A 15,070-nucleotide genomic window follows, 5' to 3' on the forward strand; every position below is an offset into this window, starting at 1 on the left:
GTTTTTGAAAATACCTCAAGGATGAAAAATTAAGCATAAGTGGTTGTATAATGAAAAATCACTATACAAAACCACTTAAACACTTTAACTGTTTTTAAATAAGACTTGCTGTTAATATTATTATGCTACTGTGTTGGTTGCGCCAACAATGTCATAATCTACTCCGTCTGGTGAGGTTTTTACAGTGTCAAATAAACCATTTCCTTCACAGTTTGGGTTGCATGGTAACCCTCCTTCGTTTAATGCCACAGAGTCAGCTTGTAAAACAGTTAATGAAGTAGGAACTCTTGTTTCCCAAGTGCCTTCAACTTCACCTTGAACAGTTTGTAGCTCTTCAGCAATTGACAAGTATAATTCGTTATCCATATCAGTAACCATTCCTTTACCATTCCAAATTTCACCTGTTTTCATATACCAGTTTATGGCGTCTTCAAACCCTGGGCGAATAGGTACTATGGCTCTTGCCATAGCGCTTTGTAAAAATGCTTTAAAAATAGGATCATTACCTCCTTCAATACTTACTGAAGTTCCCCAGTCTTTCTTGGCTCCATAAAAATACGGGTAGAAGGTATATGCCATGATTTCCCAGTCAAAAGCTTGCTCAAAAAACTTCACCACTTCAATGTGTTTTTGTAAGCTTTGATCTCTATTTATTGTTTTATAGTCTTGGTTAACATAATGACTATCTGCAGTATTAATGTCAAAAGGTTTGGTCATTAAATCAATAGCAATACGTTTTAATTCTCTTTTTTCTATTGATCTGTTTATTAAGGTACTTTTATTGCTAAACACCCCTTTTTGTTCATTTTGTTCTTGTTTTCTTTCTTCTTTTTGAAGTTTTAATTTGTCTTCATATTCCTTTAGTTCAATATTGTAATCTTGTAACATTGAATTGTAGCTATCCATTAACTTTTTGTAAGCTTTACTTTTCCATTCGTTAATAGATCTATCAGAAAGTTTACAATTAATTTCAAGACTAATATTGTATCTTCCCATATCCCATGCATTGATGGAGTAACTAACTTTTTCAGTAATATTACTTAATTCTCCTTTAGGACTCCAGTTGTTAGTTCCAGTAATTTTACCACCAACATTAAAACTAAGTAAGCTCATTCTCCAAGGTTCCACACCATGTGCGTGTGTAGCTGAGATGGCAGCTTTGTAATAAAAAGCTTCATAGTTTTCAGGAATATTTAAAGAATAACTAGCAGCATGACCTCCTTTACCAAAGGCTCCAGAAACAATATCTGTAATTTTAATTTGGCTATCTAAAGGAGTGTCAATATCAATATTGTATTTTCCTTCTAATCCTTGGTAATTACTCTCAGTAATATCAGACGGAACACGTATTGGAGCTCCTTCAATGTCTTTTGGGTGTATAGGTTTTATAGGTTCTTTAATAAAACTCCCTTTGTTAGAGTTAGACTGTAGGTTTACTAAGAACTTAGCAGGTTCTGGTAAGGCAAATTCATACATTAGACGTTTGCCGTAGTTAACCATTTTATTTTTATAGATTTTATCTACCCATCTATATACACCATTAATATGCTTGTCACCTTTTCTGTTGTCAAAGCCATGAGAATTGTTTTCTTCAAACTCCTGAAGCATTCTAGAGGTACGTTTTACACTTGTTTTTTGTATCACTTTTTCTAGTGCTCTTTCAGTAACATCTTGAGCATAGGTTTTTGCTTGTAAATTTGAATCAGAACTAGAGCTATTGTTACTTGTGTTAAAATTAGAACCGAAGTTGAACTGTGTTCCAATTCCTCCATGTACACTTGCGTTGGCTCCAAAATTAGTAGCTGTGTCTTTATTTACAATAGAGGAAGCTTCAGTTTGCATTTCATTTCTTTCAGTAGATGAAGTGTCTGTTAAGTTTTCGGTTTCTTTTTCAGAGCTTCTTTCTGTAGAGTTTTCAAAACTTGTTAAATTCTTTGTTGATCGTTCCTTGTATTCTCTAGCCATAATATTTTCTATATGAGATACTTCTCCAGGAACATAACAGCAAAGCTCTTGCTCTACACGTCTAAAGTCAGCTATTCCTAAATTTGAAATCCCATATAAAATACCGTCACCGCCTACATCAATTTTATCTGATTCATTTTCTTTGCATTGCCCAAAAATCCCTTCAGATTCTAAATAACCGTCTTTTATAAGAATATTGAAGTCGTCAGGCCCAAAGTTGATTGTTAATCCATTGCTCAATACAAATTGGCCACTAATAAAATAACTTCCTTGGTTAATAAAGTTTCCTGAATCAGGAAATAGTCTAATTTCTAAGATTGAATCTGATTTTCCTCTTTTTGTTTCAACTAAGGTATTTGTGTGTAAGGATTTTCCACTTGAATTTGTAATTTCATAACTACATGAATCTATAGATATTTTAGAAGCATCTTCAACTTTTAATAAAATAATGATGCTCGATTCTCTTTTTTGATTACTGTCTAAATAACCAGTGTAAGAATATAGAGGTTTTTGTTTTTCGATATCAATATCTACACTTTCTCCTAAAACATTAACAGTTTTAACTCTTTCAGGTGTAGAATTAAAAATGGTTTGATATTGTTCTTTTATTTTATCGGTTAAAACTTTTTTAACACCAGAAAATGTGTCAATATCTTTAATATCACTAGCGTTTAGAAAATTTAAAGTTTCTTCTGAAAACTGTGAGTTTGAGTCTTTGACAACAGGCACTCTGTTAATTTCTATTGCTTCGGTAAATTTAAATTCTGGTAAATCTAAATCAGGGTATACTTCAAAGGTTTTTTCTACTCCAGATTCAAAATCCATATATTTTTTAAGAGAAGGTTTAGCAGCATCTTTCAATGCAGTAACTTCTGTATTGTAAGTATCTAATGCTGTTTTGTATCTTAATTCCTCTTTTTTTCGGTATACATTTTCTTGCTTTTCAACTTCTGATAAAACTTGTTTGTATTGAAGAGCTCTCTTTTTAGCTTGTTCAACTTTTAAATCAGCTTTCATATAGTTAGTTAAGCTAGTTGAAAGTGTTTGTTGTTGATTTAGCGTTTGCTCTTTACTTGAAAAAACAACTTCTTTAGGGATTACGACACTAGCGTTCGCTCTGCGTACAAAGCTCTTTTCGTCTTCATTGGTAAAAACGATTTCTCTAACTGACTTAGAAGGTAAGCTTGTTTCAAAAGTTTTAAAAGCTTTTAAAAATTGATTAGCAACTAGTAGTTGAATTAAATATTCCCTAATACTTACTGATGCTTTGTTTATTGTTTGATAAAATAAATTATCCCAAATTAAAAGCTCTTCATCAAGAGTAAGTATTTGTGCATTATTAAGGTTAGATCTAATAGATATGTATGATAAATTATTTTTGTGACGAATTAACCAGTTTGAAAATTTATAAAGTCCAGCGTGTAGACCTTTTACTTCTTCTTTTTTACTTATTGGAATGAATCTTGAATTAAATGCAGACTTAAGAGCTGATTTTCTTTCTTCTTCTTTTGTGATGTTTTTAATAGCTTTAAAGGCAATACTTTCAGTTTTTTTTGATGCAGGAAACTCGATGAATCCTTTTTCTTTATCTTCAATAGTTTGCGGCCCACGTAAAGTAATAAATCTAAATAAATTTGATTTGATTGGTTTCTTACTCATTTTTAATAATTTTTTTAAATTTTAATAAAGTGTTTACTAATCGTACTGTTGTTTGCTTTTCTAACAGTTTTGTTTTGTAATGGACTTTATTCCATAAAATGTTTGAATTAAAAAGATGAGATTTTAAAAAAATGAAGTATTATCAAGTTAAAATCTCCAAAACGCAATCTTGAAATTATACAAATGTTTGATTTTACAATTTTTTTGTATATTAGCAATTAATTACACTGCAAATATAACACATTTTACAAAATAATCAAAACAAAAGTGTGAAAATTTATGTAAAATGTTTGTTGTTGCTTAACTAAAATAGATATGGGGATATCAGAAAAAATAGCAGCTATTAGAGATGCTTTTAATTTAAATAATTTTTCGTTTTCAAAACGAATTGGAGTTACGGGAACTACCGTAGATAGTATTGTTAATGGTAGACCGCAATCGGATGGTACTCGGAAAAAAACCAAACCAGGATATGATGTGCTTACCTCTATTATTAATGAGTTTAACATAAACCCAGATTACTTGTTTGGTAAAAGTGAGGTGATGCTAAAATCAGAAGTTTCTAAAAATCAAACATATTCGGGAGTTCCAAAAGTAGTTGCTATTAATGAATCAGGGAATGAAAATGTAATTTATGTACCTACGCAAGCTAGGGCTGGATACTTAAATGGATATGGTGATGCTAGTTATATTGAACAGTTACCTTCTTTTCATATGCCGCATTTAAATAACGGAACATTTAGGTGTTTTGAAGTACAAGGAAATTCTATGGTACGTACATTTTTTGATGGTGATTTGGTTTTTGGAAAATATGTGGAAGATTTAGGAGATGTTAAAGATGGAAGAGTGTATGTGATTGTAAGTAAAAATGACGGAATTGTTTTAAAAAGGGTTATTAATAGGATCCAAGAACGAGGAAAATTAATACTGAAAAGCGATAATAAAGATGGTAATTATCCAACTTATACTATAAATGCTGAAGAAATTATGGAGGTTTGGTACGTAACCATGTTTGCTTCTAAACAAATGCCAGAACCAATTGACGTGTATGACAGGTTACACGATTTAGAAAGTAAAGTGGTAGAGTTACAAGAAAGGTTAAATCATAAAAATTAAAATGCTGCGGAAAATAACACTACTTTTATTACTAATTCACTTTTCTTCTTTTTCACAATCTAATTGGCAAAAATTTAAAAAACTCTCTGCTGCCAAAAAAGCATGGGTGCTTTTTCATCCGTTTAAGGCCAAAAAAGCATTAGCTATTTCTAAAGAAACAAATAGGGTCGCTGATTCTTTAAGGAAATCACCTATACTAGATGGTGATGGGTCTGGTGGACAAGTAGATGCGTTTAGACATGCTTATTGGATGGCTAGATTGCATCAAGAAATAGGTAAAAGTGCAGCACGTTCTTTAGGGAAAGCACATGAAAAAGAAAATTACCAAACTTTTAAAAAAAGAAAACTAGAAGATGGGGTTGTGCCTGATGAAATTTCTTCAACAATGGATTTGTTTAATAATGAAGTTGGATTAACACTTACTCAAAAAGGAAGTAAGACTTCAAGAAATGGGTTGATTTATAAAATTGTAAATGCAATTCAACAAGGAAAAATGAAAGTTATAAAAAAAGATAAAGATGGGCAGTTTCTAACGTGTTCTGGTAACCTTATTTCAAAAGTATCTTTAAAAGGAAAATGGAAAAATAATAAATGTTTAGTTGATTCTAATTATTCGAAATAGTGAAAAAGGTATATTTTGTTTCTGGTACCATGTGTACTGTAGATTTATGGCAATTTGTTTTTCCGAAATTAGAAAATATTCAGCCAGTACATATTGATATAACTGCTGCAATTTCTTTTGATGATATTAATAAAATTATTCTAACTACTATAAATGAACCGAGCATATTAGTAGGTTTTTCGTTAGGTGGGTTTTCTATAATGAATTTTGCGATAAATTATCCGAATATGGTTGAAAAACTAGTAGTTATAGCGGCCAATGCTAATGGTTTAGAAAAGGAAGAAATAGCATTAAGAAAAAGTACCATCGACTTTTTAGAAACACATTCTTATAAAGGAATTTCTCAAACTAGAGTCTTGCAGTTTTTGCATCCTGAAAATTATAATAATCAAGAGTTGATTTCTATTATAAAAAAGATGGATAAAGAGTTAGGGAAAGAGGTATTGATTAGACAATTGAAAGCCACTTCTAATCGTATGTCTATTTCTGAGAATTTGAAACGTATAGAAATGCCAATACTTTTTATTGCAGCTCAAGACGATAGTCTAGTTGATTCGAATACAATAAAGAACATTGCTAAAAAATTGAAAAAAGGGAAATCTATTCTTATTAAGAATTGTGGACACATGATTCCTTTAGAAAAACCATTAGAATTAAACTATATTTTGAATTCATTGGCGCCACCAAAGGGTATAATACCCCGAGACTTGCCTCGAAATTAAACTTATTGTCTTGTTAAATGCCTCATGGACTTGCCCCGAGGTAGTTTACTATAATTTAAATTTAGTTAGTGATCAATGTTGGATTAACTATTTTCACTAACTTTATTGGTATAAACAATGCCTTTTTTCTACTAAAATTTAAATTTATTGACTGATTTTCTTTGAATAATAAATATCAAGAGATTGTTTTAAAGCACTTAGTTGTGTTTTTTTTAAGTTTAAAAGACTGGTGTTGAGTTGTTTTGCTTTGTTAGATGTAAGCAGGGTTTCTCTATTTATACCCATTCTAAATATTTAACAAAACAATTCCTAAAGTTTGTGCAAGTAGTGCATAGCCCTTAAATTTGTGGCTATTATTTAATCAACAAACAAAATAATGAGCGGATTACTAAAATCTTCTATCGGAAGAAAATTTGCCATGGCACTTTCGGCATTTTTCTTAATGTTTTTTTTACTACAGCATTTTGTAATTAATTTTACTTCAATTTTTCCAGATGATGGGTCTACTTTTAATAAGTTGTCTCACTTTATGGGAACAAATCCACTAATTCAATATGTGATGCAGCCAGTATTAATTTTTGGTGTTGTTTTTCACTTTGTAATGGGGTTTGTTTTAGAGTTAAAAAACAAAAACGCACGTAAAGTAAGCTATGCTAAAAATAATGGAGCAGCGAATTCTACTTGGATGAGTCGTAACATGATTTACAGTGGATTGTTTATTTTAATTTTTATGGTAATTCACTTTATTGATTTTTGGATTCCTGAATTAAATACAAAATACGTTCTTGGAGATATGAGCGGACTTCATAATGGAGAGTTTAGGTATTTTCATGAATTACAAGAAAAGTTTGTCCCAATTTGGAGAGTAGCTTTGTATTGTCTTGGATTTGTTTTCTTAGCGTTACACTTATTACATGGGTTTAATTCTGCATTTCAATCTGTTGGAGCAAATAATAAATACACAAGAGGATTGAAAACATTTAGTAAAATTTATGCGATTGGTATTCCTGTAGGATTTATCATTATTGCATTGTTTCATCATTTCAATCATTAATAAAAACCACTTAAAAATATGGCAATTTTAGATTCAAAAGTACCAAAAGGTCCATTAAAAGATAAGTGGACTACTTATAAAGATAAAATTAACTTAGTAAATCCTGCTAACAAGCGTTTAATTGACGTAATTGTTGTAGGTACTGGTTTAGCTGGAGGTTCGGCATCTGCTACTTTGGCTGAATTAGGATATAATGTAAAAGCTTTTGCTTATCAAGATTCTCCGCGTCGTGCGCACTCTATTGCGGCACAAGGAGGTATCAATGCAGCTAAAAACTATCAAGGAGATGGAGATTCTTTTTACCGTTTATTTTATGATACTGTAAAAGGAGGAGATTACCGTTCTCGTGAAGCTAATGTGTATCGTTTAGCGCAAGTTTCTGCTAATATTATAGATCAGTGTGTAGCGCAAGGTGTACCTTTTGCGCGTGATTATGGAGGATTATTAGACAATCGTTCGTTTGGTGGAGTATTAGTGTCTCGTACTTTTTATGCGAAAGGACAAACAGGGCAACAATTATTATTAGGAGCTTATTCAGCAATGAACCGTCAAATAGCACGTGGTAAGATTGAAATGTTCAATCGTCATGAAATGCTTGATGTAGTAATTGTTGATGGAAAAGCGCGTGGTATTATTGCACGTAACTTAGTTACTGGAGAAATTGAGCGTCACTCAGCACATGCAGTAGTAATTGCTTCTGGAGGATATGGAAATGTATATTTCTTGTCAACCAATGCAATGGGATCAAATGCTACAGCTGCATGGAAAATTCATAAAAAAGGAGCATTCTTTGCAAATCCTTGTTATACACAAATTCACCCAACTTGTATTCCACGTTCTGGAGATTACCAGTCTAAATTAACTTTAATGTCTGAGTCATTACGTAATGATGGACGTATTTGGGTTCCTAAGAAAATGGAAGATGTAATGGCAATTAGAGAAGGACGTAAGAAGCCTACTGATTTGTCTGAAGAGGAAAGAGATTATTACTTAGAAAGAAGATATCCTGCTTTTGGTAACTTAGTGCCTCGTGATGTTGCTTCTCGTGCAGCTAAAGAGCGTTGTGATGCTGGGTTTGGTGTAAATGCAACAGGTGAAGCTGTGTATTTAGATTTCAAATCTGCTATTGAGCGTTACGGTAAAGAGCAAGCAAAATTAAAAGGAATAGATAACCCTACTGCAGCAAAAATTACTGAGTTAGGTGAAGCTATAGTTGAAGCAAAATATGGAAACTTATTCCAGATGTATGAAAAGATTGTAGATGACAATCCATACAAAACACCAATGATGATTTATCCAGCAACCCACTATACTATGGGAGGAATTTGGGTAGATTATAATTTAATGACAACAATTCCTGGTTGTTATGCTATTGGTGAAGCAAATTTCTCTGATCACGGAGCAAACCGTTTAGGAGCGTCTGCTTTAATGCAAGGTTTAGCTGATGGATATTTTGTATTGCCATATACTATTGGTGATTATTTAGCAGATGATATCCGTACAGGGAAAATTTCAACTGAAACAAAAGAGTTTGATGAGGCTGAAAAAGCTGTTAAAGAACGTATTGATTTCTTTGTAAATAATAAAGGAGAACATTCTGTAGATTATTACCACAAAAAATTAGGTAAAATCATGTGGGAGAAATGTGGGATGGCTCGTAACGAAAAAGGTTTAAAAGAAGCAATGGCAGAAATTAAAGCGTTACGTGAAGACTTCTGGAAAAATGTTACAGTACCTGGTGGAGCTAGTGAAATGAATCCTGAGTTAGAAAAAGCAGGTCGTGTAGCTGATTTCTTAGAATTAGGTGAATTATTTGCTAAAGATGCTTTAAACAGAACAGAGTCTTGTGGTGGTCACTTTAGGGAAGAATCAGTTGAGTTAGATGGACCGCAAAAAGGAGAAGCAAAACGTGATGATAAGAACTTTGCGTATGTTTCTGCATGGGAATATAAAGGAGAGCCAGCTGATGCGGTTTTACATAAAGAAGAATTAGAGTTTAACGATATTGAACTAAAACAACGTTCATACAAATAAGAATAGAGATATGAGTAATATGAATCTTACGCTAAAAATTTGGAGACAAAAAGGAGCGAACGATAAAGGGAAAATGGTTGACTATAAGGTAACCGATATTTCTGAGCATATGTCTTTCTTAGAAATGATGGACGTATTAAACGAGCAATTAATTAATAATGGAGAAGAGCCAGTTGCCTTTGACCATGACTGTCGTGAAGGAATTTGCGGAATGTGTTCAATGTATATTAATGGTGAAGCGCATGGGCCTGATCGTGGTGTAACTACTTGTCAGTTGCATATGCGTATGTTTAAAGATGGTGATACTATTACTATTGAACCATGGAGAGCTGCTGCATTTCCTGTAATTAAAGATTTAGTGGTTGATAGGAGTTCTTTTGAGCGTATTCAACAAGCTGGAGGTTATATATCTGTAAACACTTCAGGTAATACACAAGATGCAAATGCAATTCCTATTTCTAAAGAAGCTGCTGATAAAGCAATGGATGCAGCAACTTGTATTGGGTGTGGTGCTTGTGTAGCTACATGTAAAAACTCATCTGCAATGTTATTTGTTGGAGCAAAAGTATCTCAGTATGCTTTATTACCGCAAGGACAAGTAGAAGCAACAGAACGTGTTAAAAACATGGTAGCACAAATGGATTTAGAAGGTTTTGGTAACTGTACCAATACTGGAGCGTGTGAAATTGAATGTCCTAAAGGAATTTCATTAGAAAACATAGCTCGTATGAATTCTGAATTCTTAAAAGCTAGTTTAAAAGGATAAGCTTTTATAATTACATAAAATTTTAAGCCGGCTAAAATAGCCGGCTTTCTTTGTTTTTAGATAAGTTGTTTTAAATAATACTATTTGTTATTTAATTAAACAAAATACTTTTAAATGTTTAATTATTAGAAATATTATTTTATTTGTAGTTTTGTTACCGCAAAAGTGTAGAATAATTAAAAACTAGACCACAAATGACTAATTTTGGAATCGACAAAGCTTTTAAAGAATTAGGTTTAAAAGATATAAATGAAGGAACTTCAACAGGTTCTGTAAACTTTTCTAATGGAGAAATTATAGAATCATACTCTCCAGTAGATGGTAAATTAATAGGAAAAGTAAAAGCATCTACTAAAGAAGATTATGAGAAGGTAATGGAAGCGGCAACAGAGGCTTTCAAATCTTTTAGAGTGATGCCAGCTCCACAAAGAGGAGAAATTGTACGTCAATTTGGAGAAAAGTTACGTGAGAAAAAAGAAGCGTTAGGTAAATTGGTTTCTTATGAAATGGGAAAATCATACCAAGAAGGACTTGGAGAAGTTCAAGAAATGATTGATATCTGTGATTTTGCTGTTGGTTTATCACGTCAATTACACGGATTAACAATGCATTCAGAGCGTCCAGGACATAGAATGTATGAACAATACCATCCATTAGGAGTTGTGGGTATTATTTCTGCATTTAACTTTCCAGTAGCAGTTTGGGCATGGAATACAGCTTTAGCTTGGATTTGTGGTGATGTTTGTGTTTGGAAGCCATCAGAGAAAACTCCATTATGTGGTGTAGCATGTCAAAACATAATTGCTGAGGTTTTAAAGGAGAATGATTTACCTGAAGGAATTTCTTGTTTAGTTAATGGAGATTATAAAGTTGGTGAATACTTATCTAAAGATAAAAGAGTGCCATTAGTATCTGCAACAGGATCAACTCGCATGGGTAAAATAGTTGCAAAAGAGGTAGCGGGACGCTTAGGAAAATCATTATTAGAGTTAGGAGGAAACAATGCTATTATTGTTACAGCAGATGCTGATATTAAAATGACTGTAATTGGAGCTGTTTTTGGAGCAGTTGGAACGGCTGGGCAACGTTGTACTTCAACACGTCGTTTAATTATCCATGAATCAGTTTATGATAAAGTAAAACAAGCGGTAGCTGATGCTTATAAACAATTAAGAATTGGAAACCCATTAGATGAAAACAATCATGTTGGGCCTTTAATTGATAAAGATGCCGTAGAAATGTATAAAACTGCTTTAAGTAAAGTAGTTGAAGAAGGAGGGAATATTGTAGTAGAAGGTGGTGTTCTTGAAGGTGAAGGATACGAAAGTGGATGTTATGTAAAACCTGCAATTGCTGAAGCTTCTAATGAATTTGAAATCGTTCAACATGAGACATTTGCTCCTGTATTATATTTATTAAAATATTCTGGAGATGTTGAAAATGCATTAGAGCTACAGAATGGCGTAGCACAAGGTTTATCTTCTGCTATTATGACCAATAATTTACGTGAAGCTGAACGTTTCTTGTCACATGCAGGTTCTGATTGTGGTATTGCTAATGTTAATATTGGTACTTCTGGTGCAGAAATAGGTGGTGCTTTTGGTGGTGAAAAAGAAACTGGTGGTGGACGTGAGTCTGGTTCTGATGCATGGAAAGTATATATGCGTAGACAAACAAATACAATAAATTATACTACTGATTTACCTTTAGCACAAGGTATCAAGTTTGATTTATAAAATTGAAAAGTTACACAAATAGCAAAACCCCAGAATTTTCTGGGGTTTTGTTGTTGGTAAAGTAAATATTACTCTATAACTACTTTGTTGATAAATTTATTTGATTCTGAATCTTCAATGTTCAGTAAGTAAACTCCTGTTTTAAGTCTTTTAATTGGAATAGTGTAATTTCTATTAATCTTTCCAGATTGAATTACTTTACCATTTAAGTTTACTAATTGATATTTTAAATTGACTGTTATGTTGGTTTTAATTTTGATGAAACTATTGTTTTTAACTGGGTTTGGTGAAATATTTAAGTAGGTTTTAACATTGTTTAAGGTTTTGTTACTCGTTTTTGATTTGCTTAAGTTGGTAGGAAGGATAACCGTGTAATCTTCAACTTCACCATATGTAAACAACTCACAACTTGTAGGTATTTTATTGTATTTCATAGATACTCGCATTCTTGTGTTCCCAGATGTGTAAGTTTTTGGTAAGAAGAAGTTTTTAGAAATTAAAACCTCTTTATTTGGAGCTTCTGAAAAAACCAGTTCACCTTCATCTAAAAAGTCACCATCTTTATTATAGTCAATCCATACAGAAAACCCTTCGTTATATGAGTTTCCTTTTGGCCATTTAGGGGTTATTGAAATGGTGTTTTCGTTGTTTAATTCAGTTGATATTTCTGTGTAATCTTCATATCCACTAGCAGATCCTTCACTACTATTATCAATAGTATTTAGTTGAATTCTTTGTATGTATTCATAATCTGTTCTTGATGATTTAGAGCTACAGTATTCTATTGGGTCAGGATCTGAATCTTGTTCAAGTTTGTAGGTGATTACTAGTTTTGGGGCTTTACTGGTTGAGTTGTCATATGAATAAGCTACTCTTTTTGAATTTGGGTTAGTTGTACTTACTCCTGTCCCTTTTATAATAAAACTTAAACTATTGCCTGAAGACCAATTTTCTTTGTTAACTAAACTTTGAATTAAACTTTTTAACTCAGGGGTTTTTTGGTTATCAGTTTTTTGATTTCTAGTCCATTGAGATGGGGTCCATTTTATTTTCTCAGAGAAAGTAAGTCTCTGTGATACATTATTGGATGTAGAGAATGCAGGAGAATTAGATAAGTTGTGAAGAGAAATTTCTAATTCAGTAGTATCGCTGTTATTTTCATCTGCAGTAAATTGTATATAAGCATTTTTAATAGTGGCATTTTTTGGAAGTTCAATATTGTTAAACCTTAAGCCAACTACTTGTATTGTTGAGTGATCATAAACTAATTCTAAATCACTACTATTGTAATTAATGATTCCATTTTCATTTTCTTCAACATCATCATTATCATTGTTAATTCCAATCTCAATTGTAGTTTCATCAGGGATTGGTATTGTTATAAATTCATCTTTGATAATAGTAAAATGGTCAATTATATTTCCATCTCCGTCTAATTGTTTGTAATCTAATCTTTTTCCGTCTATGTCTAAAATTCCAGAGCCAATAGCTCCACTTGTTACTTTATGAACAGGTTTAGCACCATCGTCTCCTAGTCCCTTTCCTGCATTTCCTGTGGTAATATATACTGTACCATCTCTTGAAGTAGTTTTATCATAAACACCACCATTGTTCTCTTGTCCTAATCCATTATCAATAGCCATTGTTGAAGGATTCCATGTGTTTGATAAGTCAAAATGACCTTTTATTAGTCCTGTTCGTTCATATCTGTGACTATGTCCGTACAGTACAACATCTGCACCGTATTTTTCAATAATAGGAACGAAGTTTTTACGAAGGTTAATTAAATCCTTTTCTTTGTCAGAATCATGTCCTCCGCTATATACAGGATGATGAAAGTATACAATAATCCAATCTTGTGTGTTGTTTTTTAAATCATTCTCTAACCATTTAATCATTTCGCCATTTGTATCATCTAGATCTTCTTCTGAAGTTTCAATAGTGACAAAATGAGCATTAGCATAATTAAAAGAATAATACCCTTCAGAATTAGAAGGGACACCTCCAAGTTCTCCTTGCGTAGGAAAAGTAAAAATACCGTAAAAAACATCTTCATAACCGTATAATAAATCATGATTACCAGTACTAGACCACAGATGGGTATTGATTAAGATGTTTTCGTACATGTTTTCGAATAAAGCCGCTTGGTATTCTTCTTGAGTTCCATAGCTGTATGCATTATCTCCTAATAATAGCATCAAATCTGGGGAATTTCCGTTAGAAAAATTTAGAAATCCATCTCTTACTTTTCGTTGTCTGAAATCTTGAGTGCCAGGATCTCCTAGTATCCAGGTTCTAAAGGCTTTTTCTTCTCCAAAATTGGGAGCTGTATTAAAAAATTGGTTTTCTTGGTTTACTCTTGCTTGGTATAAAGATGATTGTGATCCGACTTGATAGTAATATTTAGTGTTTGCTTGAAGACCAGATATTTTTACTTCATGATTTTTGGTAATAGTATTGTCTTTAAATTCTAAAGATATGTTGTTGGTTGATAGGCCAATATTTACTTGTGAGTTTTCTGCTTTATCAGTCCGCCATTTAAGAATAATACTGTTTGGACCACCTTGCTGAATATAAGGACCTCGATTAATTTGGGCATATAACTTGCAGGTTAGTACTAGAAGGGTGAAAATTAACGTTTTCTTCATTTTAGTTATTTGTTATTGTTTTTAAAAATTTGTATGAAAGTATACTTATTGAAGAAAGTGTAAAAAAGAATGTTAATTTTTAACAATAATGTTAATTTAGTATTTGTTTTTAACAAAATAGTATTTGAAGAGCTAGATGTATCCAAAAATAAAAGCTATTTAGAGAAATCTAAATAGCTTTTGATATTTCTTAAAAAAAACCGTTTATTGCATAAAAATGTCTTTTTTTCTTTTAATATTCTTGATCTTAAAATATTTAGTTTTTTTATCTACTTTATAACTTACAGCAGCTTCTCCTTTTTTTAGTTCAAAAGGGAGTTTCTCTTTTTGTTGAGGTGGTTTATTACCATATTCTTTTTTAGGATCGCTATGTAAATTTAAATCATATTTACTATCTCGAATATCTGTATTAAATCGCCCTATTAAATATTTTTCTCCATTTTTTTCTTCAACAGTTGCTTGAGTTATTTTATCAGCAAAGTATAATTTTTCAAAAACAACATTTTTTTCAGAAAAGAAAATAATGTCTAAGTTGGTACTGTTGTTACCTGGCATTCCACCAATAATATTAGTAACACTTGCTTCTTTAATAGTAAAAGGAGGTTCTTGGTCAGGTTTCATACTACCACATTGTGTTAATCCAATAGTTAAAATTAAGATTCCAAAGAGTTTCATTATTTTCATTTTATATTATTTACTTTAGAAAGTTCAAGTAGTATGCCAAGTTACTAATTTATTACAGATTATA

Annotated in this window: 10 protein-coding genes; 7 read left to right on the top strand and 3 right to left on the bottom strand. The window is 32.0% G+C overall.

From position 1 onward, the window contains the following. Nucleotides 1–120 precede the first annotated feature (120 nt). On the bottom strand, nucleotides 121–3,624 hold the full coding sequence (locus tag ABNT65_RS14940; protein WP_348746200.1) for a hypothetical protein: 3,504 nt from the start codon (nucleotides 3,622–3,624) through the stop codon (nucleotides 121–123). 315 nt (nucleotides 3,625–3,939) lie between these two features. Here ABNT65_RS14940 and ABNT65_RS14945 point away from each other — a divergent pair, with 315 nt between their 5' ends. From ABNT65_RS14945 to ABNT65_RS14975, 7 genes are all read left to right on the top strand, one after another. Then, nucleotides 3,940–4,740 carry a LexA family transcriptional regulator gene (locus tag ABNT65_RS14945; protein ID WP_348703110.1) on the top strand — a complete coding sequence of 267 codons (801 nt, stop codon included), beginning with the start codon at nucleotides 3,940–3,942 and terminating at the stop codon, nucleotides 4,738–4,740. A gap of 1 nt (nucleotide 4,741) precedes the next feature. Further along, nucleotides 4,742–5,362 carry a DUF6973 domain-containing protein gene (locus tag ABNT65_RS14950; RefSeq protein ID WP_348703109.1) on the top strand — a complete coding sequence of 207 codons (621 nt, stop codon included), beginning with the start codon at nucleotides 4,742–4,744 and terminating at the stop codon, nucleotides 5,360–5,362. Further along, nucleotides 5,362–6,084, top strand: a complete 723-nt coding sequence (locus ABNT65_RS14955; protein WP_348703108.1) for an alpha/beta hydrolase — start codon at nucleotides 5,362–5,364, stop codon at nucleotides 6,082–6,084. The genes ABNT65_RS14950 and ABNT65_RS14955 overlap by 1 nt, the downstream gene beginning before the upstream one ends. 376 nt (nucleotides 6,085–6,460) lie before the next feature. Next, complete coding sequence (locus ABNT65_RS14960; RefSeq protein WP_348703107.1) at nucleotides 6,461–7,138, top strand: succinate dehydrogenase cytochrome b subunit; 678 nt, start codon at nucleotides 6,461–6,463, stop codon at nucleotides 7,136–7,138. Nucleotides 7,139–7,156: 18 nt separating this feature from the next. After that, nucleotides 7,157–9,172: a fumarate reductase/succinate dehydrogenase flavoprotein subunit gene (locus tag ABNT65_RS14965; protein ID WP_348739507.1), complete on the top strand. Its 2,016-nt coding sequence runs from the start codon at nucleotides 7,157–7,159 to the stop codon at nucleotides 9,170–9,172. A gap of 10 nt (nucleotides 9,173–9,182) precedes the next feature. Beyond that, complete coding sequence (locus ABNT65_RS14970) at nucleotides 9,183–9,938, top strand: succinate dehydrogenase/fumarate reductase iron-sulfur subunit (protein ID WP_348703105.1); 756 nt, start codon at nucleotides 9,183–9,185, stop codon at nucleotides 9,936–9,938. 194 nt (nucleotides 9,939–10,132) lie between these two features. After that, the gene (locus tag ABNT65_RS14975) at nucleotides 10,133–11,674 is read left to right on the top strand and encodes an aldehyde dehydrogenase family protein (protein ID WP_348746201.1); all 1,542 of its coding nucleotides are present in this window, start codon (nucleotides 10,133–10,135) and stop codon (nucleotides 11,672–11,674) included. A gap of 68 nt (nucleotides 11,675–11,742) precedes the next feature. Here ABNT65_RS14975 and ABNT65_RS14980 read toward each other — a convergent pair whose 3' ends face one another. Both ABNT65_RS14980 and ABNT65_RS14985 read right to left on the bottom strand, forming a co-directional pair. Then, nucleotides 11,743–14,322 carry a GEVED domain-containing protein gene (locus tag ABNT65_RS14980; RefSeq protein ID WP_348739509.1) on the bottom strand — a complete coding sequence of 860 codons (2,580 nt, stop codon included), beginning with the start codon at nucleotides 14,320–14,322 and terminating at the stop codon, nucleotides 11,743–11,745. Nucleotides 14,323–14,526: 204 nt separating this feature from the next. Beyond that, the gene (locus tag ABNT65_RS14985; protein WP_348739510.1) at nucleotides 14,527–15,006 is read right to left on the bottom strand and encodes a hypothetical protein; all 480 of its coding nucleotides are present in this window, start codon (nucleotides 15,004–15,006) and stop codon (nucleotides 14,527–14,529) included. Nucleotides 15,007–15,070 lie beyond the last annotated feature (64 nt).

The organism is Tenacibaculum sp. 190524A02b, assembly GCF_964036645.1.
In the GTDB taxonomy this organism is placed as follows: Bacteria; Bacteroidota; Bacteroidia; order Flavobacteriales; family Flavobacteriaceae; genus Polaribacter; species Polaribacter vairaonense.

Bases quoted from the DNA above. Each gene is read 5' to 3' on its own strand.
- ABNT65_RS14975 (WP_348746201.1), top strand. From the start codon at position 10,133: ATGACTAATTTTGGAATCGACAAAGCTTTTAAAGAATTAGGTTTAAAA.
- ABNT65_RS14940 (WP_348746200.1), bottom strand. From the start codon at position 3,624: ATGAGTAAGAAACCAATCAAATCAAATTTATTTAGATTTATTACTTTA.
- ABNT65_RS14965 (WP_348739507.1), top strand. From the start codon at position 7,157: ATGGCAATTTTAGATTCAAAAGTACCAAAAGGTCCATTAAAAGATAAG.
- ABNT65_RS14945 (WP_348703110.1), top strand. From the start codon at position 3,940: ATGGGGATATCAGAAAAAATAGCAGCTATTAGAGATGCTTTTAATTTA.
- ABNT65_RS14985 (WP_348739510.1), bottom strand. From the start codon at position 15,006: ATGAAAATAATGAAACTCTTTGGAATCTTAATTTTAACTATTGGATTA.
- ABNT65_RS14980 (WP_348739509.1), bottom strand. From the start codon at position 14,322: ATGAAGAAAACGTTAATTTTCACCCTTCTAGTACTAACCTGCAAGTTA.
- ABNT65_RS14950 (WP_348703109.1), top strand. From the start codon at position 4,742: ATGCTGCGGAAAATAACACTACTTTTATTACTAATTCACTTTTCTTCT.
- ABNT65_RS14960 (WP_348703107.1), top strand. From the start codon at position 6,461: ATGAGCGGATTACTAAAATCTTCTATCGGAAGAAAATTTGCCATGGCA.
- ABNT65_RS14970 (WP_348703105.1), top strand. From the start codon at position 9,183: ATGAGTAATATGAATCTTACGCTAAAAATTTGGAGACAAAAAGGAGCG.